We start from the raw sequence: 14,937 nt of genomic DNA, 5'->3' as shown, positions 1-14,937 counted from the left end.
GCTTGGTTTGTTTGCATGATTGAACAGGTTGTTGACGTCATGTCAGGAAAACAGCAGCCGGCCTTTCATCAGACCGGTTGCTTTCGGTTATTTTCAATTCTATACTTAATGAGAATTTTAAAGTCAAGTGTGTATATTTGCCGGTGGATGCAGCTTTGTGCCAAGCCGATACCGGTGAAAACCTAATAATAAAATTTCTTCAGGAGTCTTTTATGCGACAGTATTTTGAAAAAATGGAACCCTTTGGCAAGGAACTTAACAAAGGGCAGTTGAAAAATTCGGCCAAAAATGTCCAGCAGGTGGAAGAGGTGGAAGCCGGCATTGACGCGGAAGTGGAAAAAGTGAAAAACGCGGGCATGCCCACTGAAAAAATCAATGCCCGGGGCAGCATGACCGTGTGGCAGCGCCTGGAATACCTGGTGGATCCCGGCACCTGGCATCCGCTGCACACTATTTTCAACCCGGAAGACAATGAAGAAGGCACCACCAACGTCATTGACGGCCTGGCCAAGATTTCCGGCAAATGGGCCGTGGTGATCGGGTTTGACAACAAGGTCATGGCCGGGGCCTGGCTGCCGGGTCAGCCGGAAAACATCTTCCGGGCCACCAATCTGGCCAAACGCCTGAACATTCCCCTGGTATGGCTGGTGAACTGCTCCGGGGTGAAACTCACGGAACAGGAAAAATTCTATGCCAACCGCCGAGGGTCGGGCACCACATTCTACCGCCATGCCGAACTGGAGCAGCTGGGCATTCCCGTTCTGGCCGGCATTTACGGCACCAACCCGGCCGGCGGCGGATACCAGGGCATCAGCCCCACCATTTTGTTTGCCCACAAAAACTGCAACATCGCCGTGGGCGGCGGCGGGATTTTAAGCGGGATGTCCCCCAAAGGCCATTTTGATCTGGAAGGCGCGGAACAGCTGATCAATGCCGCCAAACAATATACAAGCAAACCCCCGGGATCCGTGGAGGTCCATCACGATCACACCGGATTTTTCCGGTATGTGTATGAAGAGGAAAAAGGGGTCCTGGACGGGCTCAAGGATTACATGAAAGACATGCCCGCCTACAATCCCAAATTCTTCCGGGTGGCTGAACCCAAAGAACCGGCATTTTCCGCCGAAGATGTGGCCCGCCTGATTCCGGTCAACCAGAAGCAGATCTATGACTTCCGGCAGGTGCTGTCCCGCCTGGTGGACGGCAGCGAACACATGGAATACAAACCCGATTACGGCCCGGAAATCTACACAGGCCTGGTGAAAATGGACGGATACCTGGTGGGTATCATCGGCAACAACCAGGGCTGGCTGGGGGAAGGATACCCGGAATATGCGGATTATCCTGGCATCGGCGGCAAGCTCTACCGCCAGGGCCTGATCAAAATGAACGAGTTTGTCACCCTGTGCGGCAGAGACCGGATTCCCTTGATCTGGTTCCAGGACACCTCGGGCATCGATGTGGGAGATATCGCGGAAAAAGCCGAACTCTTAGGCCTGGGTCAGTCATTGATCTATTCCATCCAACAGACGGACATCCCCATGATGCTGATCACCCTGCGCAAAGGCACGGCCGCAGCCCATTATGTCATGGGCGGTCCCACGGCCAACCGGCACAACGCCTTCACCTTAGGGGTTGCCACCACGGAGATCTACGTGATGCACGGGGAAACCGCGGCGGCGGCCAGTTATTCCCGGCGCCTGGTCAAGGAAAAAGATGCGGGCCGTCCTTTGGAGCCCATCATCGAGAAGATGAACACCCTGGCCAAGGAATACCACGACAATTCCAGACCGGCCTATTGCGCCAAACACGGGATGGTGGATGAGGTGGTGAAGATGAAGGAACTGAGAAACTATCTCAAGGCCTTTGCCGGATGCGCCTACCAGAATCCGAAATCCATCTGTCCCCAGCACCATCTGATCACCCCCAGAATCATCCGGGGATAATCAAATCCTGAACCGGGATATGGACACGCACACCGGTCCGGTATATGATATTTCACATATGCCGGACCGGCACCTTTGAAAACCTGCATTAGACACAGGAGGACCATATGTCAGCATCCGAATTTTTAACTGTTCAAAAAGACGACCAGGTGGCCCGGATCACGTTGAACCGGCCCAAACACAATGTACTCAACATCCCCATGATGAATGACCTGAACGCGGAACTCGAAGCCATTGCCGCCGATGACACCCTTAAATGCCTGGTGATCAACGGTGAAGGCCCCAGTTTCTGTGCCGGCGTGGAAGTGGGTGACCACAAGCCCGAGCAGGTGGATGAAATGGTGGCCGTGTTCAACCGGATTTTCGAGCTGATCAACATGATCGACATCCCTGTGATCGGTGCGGTCCATGGTGCCTGCCTGGGCGGCGGCATGGAACTGGCCATTGCCTGCGACATCATCATTGCCAGCAAAAACGCCAAATTCGGCCAGCCCGAAATCAAGCTGGGCTTTTTCCCGCCCTACGCGGCCCTGCGCCTGCCCGAACTGGTGGGCCCGGCCAAGGCCATTGAGGTGCTCACCACGGGCAAAACCTACAAAGCCAAAGCAGCCCGGAAAATGGGATTTGTCAGCCAGGTGGCGGACGACGATGAGTTCAAGGAGGCCGTGGAAGCCTATATTAAAGAAATCTGCATGGCATCGCCGCTGATCATCCGGCTCAACAAACGGGCCGTGAAACGCCATTTAGGCACCAGTTTCTCCCAGGGCGTGGACCTGGTGTCCAACTATTTCCTCAAAACCATGATGAAAACCGAAGATACTTTGGAAGGCATCGCCAGTTTCGAGGAAAAACGCCGGGCTGAGTGGAAAAACTGCTGACGTCCGGTATCGCCTTTGTTTTTTTTGAATCATCTTCACTTCATTCACCGGCAGGGAAACCCATGTTTCCCTGCCGCTGTTTTTTTAACACCCGCTTTTTTCCGCCCATGGTTAAAACACCCTTATAAAATCACAAAAAAAGGTGTGTCATGATCTATATCATTTTTGCTGCCGCGCCTCTTCTGGCAGGACTGCTGTATGCGTCCAGACAGGAATCCATATTCGGCGAGCTGCTCACCAAACCACTGCTGTCCGTGCTGTTCATTGTCACGGCAGTGATCCAGCCGCATGCGGAAACCCCTTATTATCCCCTGGTCCTGACCGGCCTGATCCTGTGCCTGATCGGCGATGTCTGCCTGATTTTTATTTTAAGCCGAAAAGTGTTTACCGCCGGCCTGGGCGCGTTTCTGGCCGGCCATGTCATGTATGTGGCCGCGTTTGTGACCCTGGGTGTTACCGGGCCCCTGGTATGGACGGCCGGCCTCATCTGCCTGGGCCTGAGTGCCTGTGTCTTTTTATGGCTGCGTCCCCACCTGGGGGACATGCGCATTCCCGTGACCGCCTACATCGTCATCATCACGGCCATGGTCATTTGTGCTGCCGCTTTCATGAACAACCCCGGTCTGGATCCCAAAGCCCGTGCCCTGGTCTTTGGCGGGGCCCTGCTGTTTTATGTGTCCGACATCTTCGTGGCCCGCCAGCGATTTGTCACAAAAGCGTTTGTCAACCGATCCGCCGGCCTGCCCCTGTATTATGCGGGCCAGTTCATGATCGCTTTTTCCACGGGCCTGGTCTGACACAGGAACACGACCCATGATTTATGATAAAGACCATTTGCAGATGTCCATGATCCAGAGCCTTGCAGCCCTGGAAGGCTGTACCGTCCTGGAGATCGGGTGTGGGGAGGGCCGGCTGTCCATGATGCTGGCCCGCGACACCCGGCGCTATATTGCCATCGACCCGGACAGGGAAGCTGTCGCCAAAGCGCTGCAGCAGTCTGGTAATGCCCAGTTTTTCATCGGTTCCGGGGAAAATATGCCCCTTGGGGATTCGTCATTTGACAGGGTCATTTTTATCCTTTCGCTGCATCACCAGAACAGCCTGCAGGCATTGTTGGAAGCCCACCGGGTGTTGGCCCCGGGCGGCCGGGTGATCATTCTGGAGCCTTCGGCCAAGGGTGAATTTCAGCAGTTTTTTCACCTGTTCGATGACGAAACCGCCGCCCTGACATCTGCCGCGCACGCCATCTGCCACAGTCCGTTTGACCTGATCCGACACAAAGACTTTGCAGTGCCTGTCGAATTTGATAACCTGGCAGACCTTTATCAGTATCCATTTGACCAATCCCCGGCCGATGACACGGGCCGCTCCAAAATTCTTGCAAAACTCCGGCAGTTCCGGGGAAACATTAAAGAAGGGCAGGCGATTCAGCTGTTTGACAGCATCCACATATTCTCTTTGAAGAAACGCCAGGTTGACAGGGAATATCCATTTGACCCCAGTAGCTGAGCCCGAAGAAATATAACTTTCCCCACCGATATTTTTTCATCCACCCATGGCATGGTTCATTTTGTCGGCCAACAAAAAAAAATGGACCTGGCTTGTTTCGGCTGAAAGCACCCTTATAGCAGCTGTTTTCAGCCTGATCACATGGTTGATGAAAACATGATTGTCGGAAATACAAAAATTTGTATTTCCGACAATCATCAAATGATACGGGTGTGGCTCTTTTGCATTTTCAAAAATTTTCTCGTTATTTTGCCCTCGTCTCATTCAGGAAGTCGTAAAAATCACTTGATAATTTTGAATTTTTTGCGATTGTCTTGTGATTCAGAAGCAGTGGTGGCAGGGACAATGCCATTTTTTATACAGATCCTGATGTTTTCTCTTATATTCCCACGTTTCGTGAAATTTCCAGTACTCATCAAAATTCCTGCTTGAACGTAGCGCCCGCAGGGGCAATACCGCTTCGCCCCCCCCTGAAGCGCCCATTTAACCCTTGTAATTTCCATGCGATCTTTTACAAGATGGCTGCTGCATGCTCCTACAATAACTCCGGTACCAATGGGCAGACCTTCTGAGAGATAGCTGCCATATCAAAGGTATGGAGATGCCAAGCTTCCTCACATTGATTTTATTGTTGTCCTCAAATTGTCAGCTGTGCCGACCAAATCCAAAAAGTTAGTTCTTTGGTATGGCTTGGTAAACTATATTTTAGAAAACGTTTGCGCAATTATTTAAACAAAATTTTTAGCATCAAAAATCACAATCCGTTTTTTAATCAAAATTTATCATATAATAACAAATGGTTATAACAAGTTTTTCGATAAACTCAAATCCTCCTTTTGTTATAAATATAAATTTATATAAAAAAATATTTGACATTACGCAATCGTTTGCGTTAACAATTCACTGAATAAACGGGATACATAGTGAGGTTTAACAAGCGGCCCTTCCGTTGTAATCGAGAATGGTCGCCGATTAACACAGGGGAATCCATTGCCGACCATAAACGAAATAGCCCAAAGAGCCGGGGTATCAGTCTCAACCGTTTCGCGTGCCCTTAATAATAAAAAAGGGGTCGGCAGAAAAATGCGGGGAAAAATAATTAGCATTGCAGATGAAATCAATTATTTCCCTCATTCTTCCGCTAGGGCACTGGTTCAAAAACGGATCGGCGTCATCGGGGTAGTCATTCCGCGGACCAGTGAATTTGCTTTTCAAAATCCTTTTTACCCGAAAATGTTAATGGGGATCAGTTCAACCGCCCAGATGCATGACTACAACCTGATGCTGGATATAAACAAGAAAGAAGGTTACGTTTCGCTCTATTACCGAAAATTGGTAGACGGCATTATCGTTATCGGGAACCGGATACATGCCTCTTACATGAAAGAGTTGAATGAAAATAAAATTCCATCCGTAGTTGTCCCCGGATATCCGGCCGGTTCATGTTACACTATTCCAAGCGTGGCTCCGGATACTTTTAAAAGTGTACAGCGGGTAGTTAGTTATTTAATTAAGTTAGGTCATCGGAAAATTGCTTTTATTCTAGGCAAAATGACGTCCATGTTTTCAATTGAACGTTTCGCGGCTTATAAAGCAGCATTTGAAGAGAATAACTTAACTTATGACCCGAAATACCTTCTGGAAAGCAATTTTTCCCAAAAAGATGGATTCCGCCTGATGGGAGATCTGCTTGACTTTTCAGATCCTCCTACCAGTGTAATCTGCATAAATGACAATGTCACCCCCGGTGTAATGCAACAGATCAAAAAACGAGGATTGAATATACCTGAAGACATATCAGTTGTGGCCATAGGGTCGTCCGATGTCCTTGATTCGTTTGAACCACCACTGACTTGTATAAAGACTCCTGTGGTTGAGGTCGGACAAACTGCCGCCAAGACTTTGATCCAGTTGATTGAAACGGGTCATTGTGCAAAAAGACACACAGGAATCCCCGCCGAATTAATCATTCGGGATTCTACCGGTGCGTGCAGTAGAGAAAAAGCTTCATTAAATTGAAATTAAAAAGGAGATAAACTCAAATTATGGAATATGGAATACCGTCGGACAAATTGATCATCACTGTTGCTCAAACCGGGGCAATAACCAATAAAAAGTTAAACCCCAATGTGCCGGAACAACCCTTTGAAATTGCCGAATCAGGATACGCCTGTTTTAATGAAGGTGCAGCCATCTGCCATGTCCACGCAAGAGACCTTAATGGTGAGAATACATCGGATATAGATATCTTCAAAGATATTCACAACAAAATTCGAGAGAAATGCAACATTATCATCCAGGACAGCACCGGCGGCGGACCAAATCTGAGTCAGGAAGAGCGAATCAACTGCCTTAAGGCTCAACCGGAAATGGCTTCACTCAACATGGGATCCCTCATGAGAGTGTCAGGTCCTTATAAAGGTATCCCCTGGTCCAACATGCCCCACGAAATTGACTATTACCTGGGTGAAATGGACAAGAGGAAAATCAAACCGGAGATGGAAGTCTACAACCATGCCATGCTTCATGACGTTCGGCGCTTGATAAAGGCGGGAGCGGTCAAAAAACCCTATTATATCAACATCGTGCTGGGGATGAAATACCAAGGCGCTGAACCGGGAACGCCGGAGACATTTTTTTCAATGGTTCAAAATTTGCCCCAGGGCAGCATCTTTAACTGCACAGGCGTAGGGCAGACCCAGACCCGATTGGGGACAATGAGCATGCTTATGGGCGGCTGCGTTCGGGTCGGCTTAGAGGACAACATCTATTATGGAAAGGGCGAACTTGCCCAAAGCAACGCTCAGTTGGTGGCCAGGATCGTTCGTATCGCAAGGGAGTTGGGGAAGGAACCGGCTACACCTGATGAGGCCAGACGTTTTTTGGGGCTAAACGGTGATCGCGTCAAAGGAGATTGATTTTGAAACCAGAAGAGATTCAAAAAATCGGGATCATTGGAATGGGCACCATGGGGCCTGGTATTGCCCAGGTAATGTCCCAGGCCGGCTATGAAGTAAGTGCCTTTGATTTGAATAAAGACAATTATCCTCTGGCCAGGCAGGTCATCACCAACAACCTGGAGTTATTGATTGAAGCGGGTCAGGCAAAGGCCGAAGAGAAGGATGAAATCCTGAAAAGAATCCGCATGGTGAATTCACCTGAAGAGGCCATCACAAATGCACGGATTATTATAGAGGTGGTCAGCGAAAACAAAGCGGCCAAAACCGCTGTTTTTGAACAGATTGATCAATTCGCCGATCCGGATGCCATTATCTGGAGCAACACTTCCACTATGAATATTTTTGAGCTGATGGTACCGGACCGCCTGCCCCGAACCATCATTGCTCACTGGTTTGCTCCTCCTCAGATCCTGCCTCTGGTGGAGGTGGTCAAGGGGACTAAGACCCGGCAGGATATAGTGGATTCAACCCTGTCTTTTCTTGAATCTATAGGCAAACGACCCGTGTTGATCAAGGATTATGTACCCGGCTTTATCATCAACCGGCTATTGAGGATTCTTGGCAGGGAAACTTATTTTCTTCTGGATAACGGCTATATCACCCCCGAAGATCTGGACATGGCTGTTAAAGCCAGTATCGCCCCTCGGATGATGATTCTGGGCTTAACCCAGCGTTATGATTTCACCGGTCTGGATCTCACCTATGCTAATCTGCAAAACAAGGAATTTGTGGATGCTCCCGAGGATACAGAACCCGATTTTATTGTTTCAAGGGTTAAAAAGAATCATCTGGGCATCAAGACAGGGATCGGGGTCTACGATTACAGGGACCGGGAAAAGGCGGATGTCATAAAGGACAGAGATCGGTATTTGCTCAAAGTCATTAATGATTTGAAGTTCTGCATCGATAAGAAGAGACTGCTGTAAAACAGGATACCTTCTTGACAGTAAGATTTTGCAGTGCAGTCTTGCTATAGGTTTAACACGATACCGGCCTGATTAATAAACCAGCATCAGAAAGGGGGAAAATTGGAGTGTGTGTGAAAGAAGCCAGATAATTTTTAACCTTTTATCAATTAATTGGGAGGAAAGTCATGATGAACAGTCAGATTATCAGAATTTTTACTGGAAGTTTGTTTCTTCTATTCCTGGCTTTAGGAAGCTTTGCCTTTGCCGGGTATCCTGAAAAACCCATCAATCTAATGATTCCATATGGAGGGGGAGGCACAACAGATGTTACGGCCCGCCTGCTCGCGAATATCGCCCAGGAAGATTTTGCCAAACCCCTTGTTGTGGTCAATAAACCCGGCGGCGGCGGCGTGTTGATGCATGAACTCCTGGCCCAGGCCAAGCCTGACGGCTACACCCTGGGTGTGGTCGCCACAGGAGTCTTAACCCGCACCCCCTTCCTCCGCAAAGTGAAATACGACCCTGAAAAAGATTTCACCTATATTATGCTTTTTGCTTTATGGCAGTACGGTTTAGTGGTTCCAGCGGACAGTCCGTGGCAGACCCTGGAAGAATTTATCGATTATGCCAAACAAAACCCCGGCAAGGTCACCTATTCGACAGCCGGTACCGGGTCGGCCCAGTATCTGGCCATGGAGTACCTGGCCCAGGTAGAGGGGATTAAATGGACGCACATTCCCTACAAAGGTGGTATCAACGCTGTCACAGCCGTACTCGGGGGACACGTCACCGCCTGTGCCCAGGCCGTTGAATGGAAACCTTACGTGGAGGATGGCCAGCTCAGGCTTCTGGCTGTACTGGGAGGACAGCGGATACCCAACTTTCCCGAGGTGAAGACGCTAAAAGAACTGGGGTATGATTACGAAGTCGTTTCAGGGCCTGGAATCGCAGCTCCGGCAGGGTTGCCTGCAGACGTCGTCGACTATATAACCAAGGGATTCACCAAGGCCAGCAAGGATCCGAAATTTTTAGATTTACTCAAAAAACTGGACATGCTGCCTTACCATCTGGATAAGCCGCAGTTTGAGGCCTATATCAAAAAGGATATCCCCAAAAAGAAAAAACTGGTTGAAAGCCTCGGGCTCAGTTATCAAAAGTAATCGGTTGATCTTATAAAAGGCCGAGGCAGGATTTTGGGCCCCGGCCGAATTTGAAGAAAAGGAGTCCCGTTTTATGGTGAAACTCAACCGAGATAGTATTGCCGGTCTGGTTCTGTTGGCTTTCTCTCTGATCCTGGCATTTTACCTTACGCCCAATCATGTGGAGTCCCATGGAAGCGTGCCGGCAGCACTTTCTCCCAGACTTTTCTGCTACCTGACCTCGGGTCTTTTGGGAATGCTGTCAATCATGCTGATTGCGACAAGCCTGAAAAACAGCGGCCGGAACGGTACCGGCACAATCAGGTACAGCTCCTGGGAACCGATTACAAGGGGGTTGATCTGCACCGTTGTCGCCTGTGTGTACATCGCCATGTCCGGCTATATAGGCTTTTTTGCAAGCACTGCTCTGGCCATGATCATTTTCCTGGTCTATTTCGGTGTAAAGAAATGGTGGGGCATCTTACTGTTTCTTATCGTTCTTCTGGGCTTTATTTACCTGTTATTCGTCCAGGCATTAAAGGTGAACATGCCTGATGGCATCTTATTTTAGATTAATCAGTTTGTTTTAGGAGAGACACCATGGAAAATCTCATGGCCGCATTCGACATGTTCTTTCAATTGCCGGTCATCGGCGGCGTATTCGGAGGTGTGCTATTGGGTGTGGTCCTGGGATCTATCCCTGGGCTGACCGCCACCATGGCAATTGCCTTGATTATTCCCATGACCTTCTATATGGATCCGGTGGTTTCGGTCAGCCTGCTGGTCGGGGCTTATAAGGGCGGCACTTACGGCGGGTCCATTCCGGCGATCCTTCTAAACACGCCGGGTACGCCGGCAGCAGCGGCAACGGTTTTGGACGGAAATGAAATGGCCAAACAGGGGAAACCGCTCAAGGCATTGAAAATGGCGATTTACTCTTCTGTAATCGCGGACAGCGCCAGCGACATCGTCCTGATCCTGGTCGCTCCCCCACTGGCCCTGATCGCCCTGAAAATGGGGCCGCCGGAGATGGCCAGCCTGATTTTTCTGTCGCTTCTGATCATCACTGCCGTTGCCGGAGACTCCATGATCAAGGGGCTTATTGTAGGAGCGATCGGCCTTATTGTCGGGCTGGTCGGGCTGGATTCCATTACAGCGGTCCGGCGGTTTGGGTTTGGCTTTACCGAGCTGGATGAGGGCATCTCCTTGATACCGATGCTCATTGGTCTGTTTGCGGTTTCTGAGTTTTTAATTAATACGGAAATCGTGGCCAGAGGAAAAGACAAGGCCGTTCAATTTTTTGCAAGTTCCACCAAAAAAGAAGATAACCAGGTGACCGGCGAGGAATTCAGAAGGTGCCTGCCCATCATATTAACCGCTTCGGGCATCGGGACCCTGCTGGGAGACATTCCGGGGATCGGTCCTTCCATTGCCGCCTTTGCCGGATATGCCCAGGCCAAGAAGATGTCCAAACACCCTGAAAAATTCGGGAAAGGCGCCATTGAGGGGGTGGCTGCCGCAGAGGCCGGAAACAATGCGGTGTGCGGGGCAAATTTGATTCCGCTTCTGACCCTGGGGATTCCCGGTGACATTGGGGCGGCGGTCTTACTGGGCGCCTTCATGATTCAGGGCCTCCATCCCGGCCCCATGCTGTTCAAAGAGAATATTGTCACGGTCTATGCTATTTTCATGGCACTTCTGCTGGCAAACGTGTTTAATTTTCTCATCAGTATTTTCTACATCAGAATTGCCAGCAAAGTGGTGTTAATTCCCAAAAGCTATATTTTCCCGGCGGTTTTGGCCCTCTGCTTTTTTGGCGCATACGGTTTCAATCAAAATTTATTTGATGTCTGGATAGCGCTCATTTTTGGTGTTTTAGGGTATATTTTGCGCCGTAACGGGTTCCCGGTGGCACCGCTTTTAATCGCCTTCATGCTGGAGCCCATTCTGGAAGGGGCATTCAGGCAAAGCCTGCTCATGTCCGGCGGATCGTTGGGCATTTTTGTCACCCATCCCATTTCAGGCGTCTTCCTGGGACTGGCCGCCATCGGAATTGTCTGGTCTGCCGTCGACTCATTCCGAAAATCCCGGGGAAAACCTGTTCAGCCAGGTGACGCATTGATATCTGACAGCTGTATTTTTATTCAGATGGAAGCAGGAAAGGAAGTTAACTAATGAAAGACGTTGTGATTGTTGGTGCAGTCAGGACATCGGTTGGCCGTTTCATGGGATCCTTAAAAGACGTGCCGGCCTATGATTTGGCGGCCCTGGCCCTGAACGGAGTCGCTAAAAAAACGGGAATTGATCCCCAGATGGTGGAAGACGTGATCATGGGCCAGTCGTACCAGAACGGCGAGTACGTGAATATTGCCCGTATGGGACTGCTAACGGCCGGGTGGCCCGAACAAATCCCAGGGATCACCATTGACCGGCGGTGCTGTTCAGGCCTGGACGCGGTCTGTAACGGAGCCATGAAAATACAATCCAATAATGCCGACATTGTAGTTGCCGGTGGCGTGGAAAGCATGAGCACAGGAGAATTCTATCTTACCGGGGATGTCAAATGGGGGGTCGGTGGTAAAAAGGGCATGCCGCTCGGGCATGGCAGCCTGGCAACTTGGGGCCTGCCCTTTTATGACCGGATTCAGCGGGCCCGGGTCATGTCCCAGCCTGAATCCCGATACGGGGTTCTGCCCTCCATGATGGCCTGGGCGGAGACCGCAGCAAAAGAGGAAAAGATATCCAGGCAAGAATGTGATGACTGGGCCGCCCAAAGTCATGCCAAGGCGTTGGCGGCCTGGGAAGCCGGTTTTTTTACTGATGAAATTATTCCGGTATCTATCCCGCAAAGAAAAGGGGAGCCTGTCTTGTTTTGCAGGGATGAAGGCCCCCGGGCCGACAGCAGTGTTGAAAAACTTGCCCGGCTCAAACCGATCATGGGAGGGGTCTGTACGGCAGGGAATTCCTCTTCTGAAAATGACGGGGCTGCCGCCGTGGTCCTTATGTCAGGTGACAAGGCCAAAGATTTAGGCATTTCTCCAATGGCAAAAATAATCTCCTTTGCCGTTGCCGGGGCTGATCCGAGAAAAGCATATGAAACCGTACCCAGGGCTGTATCCAGGGCGCTGGACCGGGCAGGGCTTTCACTTGAACAGATGGATCTCATTGAAATCCAGGAAGCTTTTGCGGCCCAAGTGCTGGCCGATCTCAAGCAAATGCGCGTGAGACCCCGGAATTTTGATCGGGTGAACGTTAACGGATCAGGTATATCTATAGGTCACCCCATTGCATGTACCGGCACAAGGGTTCTGGTTTCCATGGTTCATGAAATGCAGCGGCGCGATGCCCGTTATGGCCTGGAGTGTATTTGCGGAGGCGGCGGACTGGGCATTGCAGCGGTAATCGAACAGGTCAGATAACCAACTTCCTATATATAGGATCATCAATTTAAGATCTTTATTTCTATGGTCTTGGGTGATACAAACGCACAGGCCACAAGAGTTATGAAGTCTTCGTCCTGATACCGAAAACCTGCCCATTAAACGCGGCTTTCGGGGCTTTCTTATCCGGCTTGTTTGTAAATCGAATCGTAAGGATAAAAGATAACTTGATGTTAAATGATAAAAAAATATTGATAGTTGGTGGAAGTTCAGGAATTGGTTTTGCTGTGGCAAGTCTTGCACAAAAAAATGGCGCAAATGTCGTCATCGCTTCTCGTAACCCAAAAGAACGTGCTGCATCTTTTTTTGAGAAGGCAGATGAATCAACTGAAATTCATACATTTGATATAACCATACCTGAAGATCATTTTCGATTGTTTGAATCGACTGGAATAGTGGATCATCTTGTCATTACTGTCAGACCTGTAATAAAATCATCACCATTTCAGAAAATCGATGTTAATGAGGCAAAACATGCTTTTGAAACAAAATTCTGGGGACAATATCAACTCATCCAGGTAGCCCAAAAACATTTAAGAGAATCTGGCAGCATCATTTTAACAAGTGGAATTGCTGGTGAAAAGATTTTTAAAGGTGCTTCGACCATGTCAATCATTAATTGTTGCATTGAAACACTTTGCAGAGTGCTCTCTGTTGAATTGGCTCCAATAAGAATAAATGTGGTGAGTCCAGGTTTTATCGAACCAAAGCCTACAGTCATTGAAGAAATTTCAAAACAATTTCCTGCAAAAAGATTGGGATCTGTTGATGAAATTGCATCGGCGTATTTATGGTTAATGGGGTCGCAATACACGACGGGGACTGTAACTGTAATTGATGGTGGTGCAAGACATATATGAAAACTTTTTTACTATAGATCAGATTGGTATGTCGTTCGGCTGGACGCTGTGAACTGGAAAGGATAGCTCGAAAGTTGTTTCCAAACAGCGGATTTTGAGTCTGTAAAATGAATGAAGTATTCTAAAAGGGGGTTGTATGTTATTTTTTGTCAAAAACAACTATACACTAAAACAGAGGCTTTTTCGTAACCTCTCAAAAAATTATGGTGGCAAGCGATCGAACACCAAGAAATATGACGTGGTATTCAAATGAATTGGAAATCTTTGACAGAAAAAAAGAAGAAATTCTTATCCAGGTGGAAACAACGGGATAAAAACCAGCCCAAATCACCGTTTAAAAACCAGCCACCCCCTACGATAGACACACCTGTCCGTGTCCGGCTCAAACCAGATTCAAAAGAGCGTGTGTTCAGGCCTGAGTAAAACCTGCCTTATATTTTCAGTTTGTGCCGCTGATCACCTTTTTCGATAACTGTCTCCCTCCATGATAAGAATCTCAGAGTTGTAGACGAGGCGGTCGGCAATCGCTGTGGCAACAGTGGTTCCGTCAAAGATGTCCCCCCAGCGGGCAAACGGCAGATTGGTCGTTATGATGGTGGACCTTTTTCCATGCCGGCCGCTGATGACCTGGAAAAACAGGTTTGATCCCTGTCCGCCCAGCGGAAGGTAACCGATTTCGTCTTATGACAAGTTAAATATTATGTGAAGTTGAGGATAAAAGAGGCCGCCGTTTAAGCCGTTATCCATATTTAGCTTTACATAATATTCTATCAATAAAATAGTGGTGATCCAAAACAAAGGAGGTAAGATATGGATCGCAAAGCTATTTTATTAATAGAATTGGTTGACAGGGCAAAAAAACAACTTGATCTGCTATGTTATGCAGAAAGCACAAAGCATCGTTACATCGGCAAATGGAAACAGTTCCTGGTTTATGCGCAACAGCAAAATCAACTCTATTTTTCAAAAGAAATAGGAGAAGCCTTCCTGAAAGATTGTTACGGCATTCAAACAGGAAGCAAGCTTTCCGCCAATCAGGTTTTTAAAGCAAGAGCAGTTGATCTTTTAGATGGAATACTGCAACATGGCTGTTTTCCAAGGTGCCGCCAGAAACCTGGGATACCGGCCCCTCAACAATTTCTTGTTATTCTGGAAAAATATAAAAAACTGCAGTTTGAAAAGGGGATTTCAAGAAAAACAGTCCTTGGGAAAAAGATTATTCTGGTTCGGTTCCTGAATTATCTTGATATTCAGGGGATTGCTGATATCAGAAGTCTCACCTCATATGAAATTCTGT

General features: G+C 48.6%; 14 protein-coding genes. 13 read left to right on the top strand and 1 reads right to left on the bottom strand.

What is annotated here, in order from left to right; all coding sequences use genetic code 11:
• The first annotated feature begins 212 nt into the window (after positions 1-212).
• The 12 genes from K365_RS0100090 to K365_RS0100020 all read left to right on the top strand — a co-directional run bounded on the left by K365_RS0100090 (position 213) and on the right by K365_RS0100020 (position 13,640).
• Entirely contained in the window at positions 213-1,946 is a 1,734-nt protein-coding gene (locus tag K365_RS0100090) for an acyl-CoA carboxylase subunit beta (RefSeq protein WP_006966626.1), read from the top strand.
• A gap of 107 nt (positions 1,947-2,053) precedes the next feature.
• Complete coding sequence (locus tag K365_RS0100085; protein WP_006966627.1) at positions 2,054-2,824, top strand: enoyl-CoA hydratase/isomerase family protein; 771 nt, start codon at positions 2,054-2,056, stop codon at positions 2,822-2,824.
• Positions 2,825-2,973: 149 nt separating this feature from the next.
• Positions 2,974-3,621 carry a lysoplasmalogenase gene (locus K365_RS0100075; protein ID WP_024333023.1) on the top strand — a complete coding sequence of 216 codons (648 nt, stop codon included), beginning with the start codon at positions 2,974-2,976 and terminating at the stop codon, positions 3,619-3,621.
• 16 nt (positions 3,622-3,637) lie between these two features.
• Positions 3,638-4,333, top strand: coding sequence for a class I SAM-dependent methyltransferase (locus K365_RS26230; RefSeq protein WP_024333022.1), 696 nt, complete (start codon positions 3,638-3,640; stop codon positions 4,331-4,333).
• Positions 4,334-5,323: 990 nt separating this feature from the next.
• Positions 5,324-6,352: a substrate-binding domain-containing protein gene (locus tag K365_RS0100055; protein WP_084489698.1), complete on the top strand. Its 1,029-nt coding sequence runs from the start codon at positions 5,324-5,326 to the stop codon at positions 6,350-6,352.
• Positions 6,353-6,378: 26 nt separating this feature from the next.
• Entirely contained in the window at positions 6,379-7,251 is an 873-nt protein-coding gene (locus K365_RS0100050; RefSeq protein ID WP_024333020.1) for a beta-keto acid cleavage family enzyme, read from the top strand.
• Between the two features lie 2 nt (positions 7,252-7,253).
• Entirely contained in the window at positions 7,254-8,219 is a 966-nt protein-coding gene (locus K365_RS0100045) for a 3-hydroxyacyl-CoA dehydrogenase family protein (protein WP_024333019.1), read from the top strand.
• A 167-nt stretch (positions 8,220-8,386) separates the two neighbouring features.
• Positions 8,387-9,361, top strand: coding sequence for a tripartite tricarboxylate transporter substrate binding protein (locus tag K365_RS0100040; protein WP_084489697.1), 975 nt, complete (start codon positions 8,387-8,389; stop codon positions 9,359-9,361).
• A 73-nt stretch (positions 9,362-9,434) separates the two neighbouring features.
• Positions 9,435-9,911 carry a tripartite tricarboxylate transporter TctB family protein gene (locus tag K365_RS0100035; protein WP_024333017.1) on the top strand — a complete coding sequence of 159 codons (477 nt, stop codon included), beginning with the start codon at positions 9,435-9,437 and terminating at the stop codon, positions 9,909-9,911.
• Between the two features lie 29 nt (positions 9,912-9,940).
• Positions 9,941-11,515 carry a tripartite tricarboxylate transporter permease gene (locus tag K365_RS0100030; RefSeq protein WP_024333016.1) on the top strand — a complete coding sequence of 525 codons (1,575 nt, stop codon included), beginning with the start codon at positions 9,941-9,943 and terminating at the stop codon, positions 11,513-11,515.
• On the top strand, positions 11,515-12,759 hold the full coding sequence (locus tag K365_RS0100025; RefSeq protein WP_024333015.1) for an acetyl-CoA C-acyltransferase: 1,245 nt from the start codon (positions 11,515-11,517) through the stop codon (positions 12,757-12,759). The genes K365_RS0100030 and K365_RS0100025 overlap by 1 nt, the downstream gene beginning before the upstream one ends.
• A gap of 191 nt (positions 12,760-12,950) precedes the next feature.
• Positions 12,951-13,640, top strand: a complete 690-nt coding sequence (locus tag K365_RS0100020) for an SDR family oxidoreductase (RefSeq protein ID WP_024333014.1) — start codon at positions 12,951-12,953, stop codon at positions 13,638-13,640.
• A gap of 456 nt (positions 13,641-14,096) precedes the next feature.
• Here K365_RS0100020 and K365_RS27030 read toward each other — a convergent pair whose 3' ends face one another.
• Positions 14,097-14,315, bottom strand: a complete 219-nt coding sequence (locus K365_RS27030) for an ATP-binding protein (protein WP_281167804.1) — start codon at positions 14,313-14,315, stop codon at positions 14,097-14,099.
• A gap of 135 nt (positions 14,316-14,450) precedes the next feature.
• On the opposite strand from K365_RS27030, the gene K365_RS0100005 reads away from it, so the two are divergent.
• Positions 14,451-14,937 (top strand): hypothetical protein (locus K365_RS0100005; RefSeq protein WP_024333013.1); only part of this gene is annotated, 487 nt, incomplete at its 3' end.

It is taken from the genome of Desulfotignum balticum DSM 7044, from assembly GCF_000421285.1.
In the GTDB taxonomy this organism is placed as follows: Bacteria; Desulfobacterota; Desulfobacteria; order Desulfobacterales; family Desulfobacteraceae; genus Desulfotignum; species Desulfotignum balticum.
This window is presented reverse-complemented; position numbering and strand designations above follow the sequence as displayed.

Coding starts and splice junctions, on each gene's coding strand:
- K365_RS0100090 (WP_006966626.1), top strand. CDS start 213: ATGCGACAGTATTTTGAAAAAATGGAACCCTTTGGCAAGGAACTTAAC.
- K365_RS0100085 (WP_006966627.1), top strand. CDS start 2,054: ATGTCAGCATCCGAATTTTTAACTGTTCAAAAAGACGACCAGGTGGCC.
- K365_RS0100075 (WP_024333023.1), top strand. CDS start 2,974: ATGATCTATATCATTTTTGCTGCCGCGCCTCTTCTGGCAGGACTGCTG.
- K365_RS26230 (WP_024333022.1), top strand. CDS start 3,638: ATGATTTATGATAAAGACCATTTGCAGATGTCCATGATCCAGAGCCTT.
- K365_RS0100050 (WP_024333020.1), top strand. CDS start 6,379: ATGGAATATGGAATACCGTCGGACAAATTGATCATCACTGTTGCTCAA.
- K365_RS0100040 (WP_084489697.1), top strand. CDS start 8,387: ATGATGAACAGTCAGATTATCAGAATTTTTACTGGAAGTTTGTTTCTT.
- K365_RS0100035 (WP_024333017.1), top strand. CDS start 9,435: ATGGTGAAACTCAACCGAGATAGTATTGCCGGTCTGGTTCTGTTGGCT.
- K365_RS0100030 (WP_024333016.1), top strand. CDS start 9,941: ATGGAAAATCTCATGGCCGCATTCGACATGTTCTTTCAATTGCCGGTC.
- K365_RS0100025 (WP_024333015.1), top strand. CDS start 11,515: ATGAAAGACGTTGTGATTGTTGGTGCAGTCAGGACATCGGTTGGCCGT.
- K365_RS0100020 (WP_024333014.1), top strand. CDS start 12,951: ATGTTAAATGATAAAAAAATATTGATAGTTGGTGGAAGTTCAGGAATT.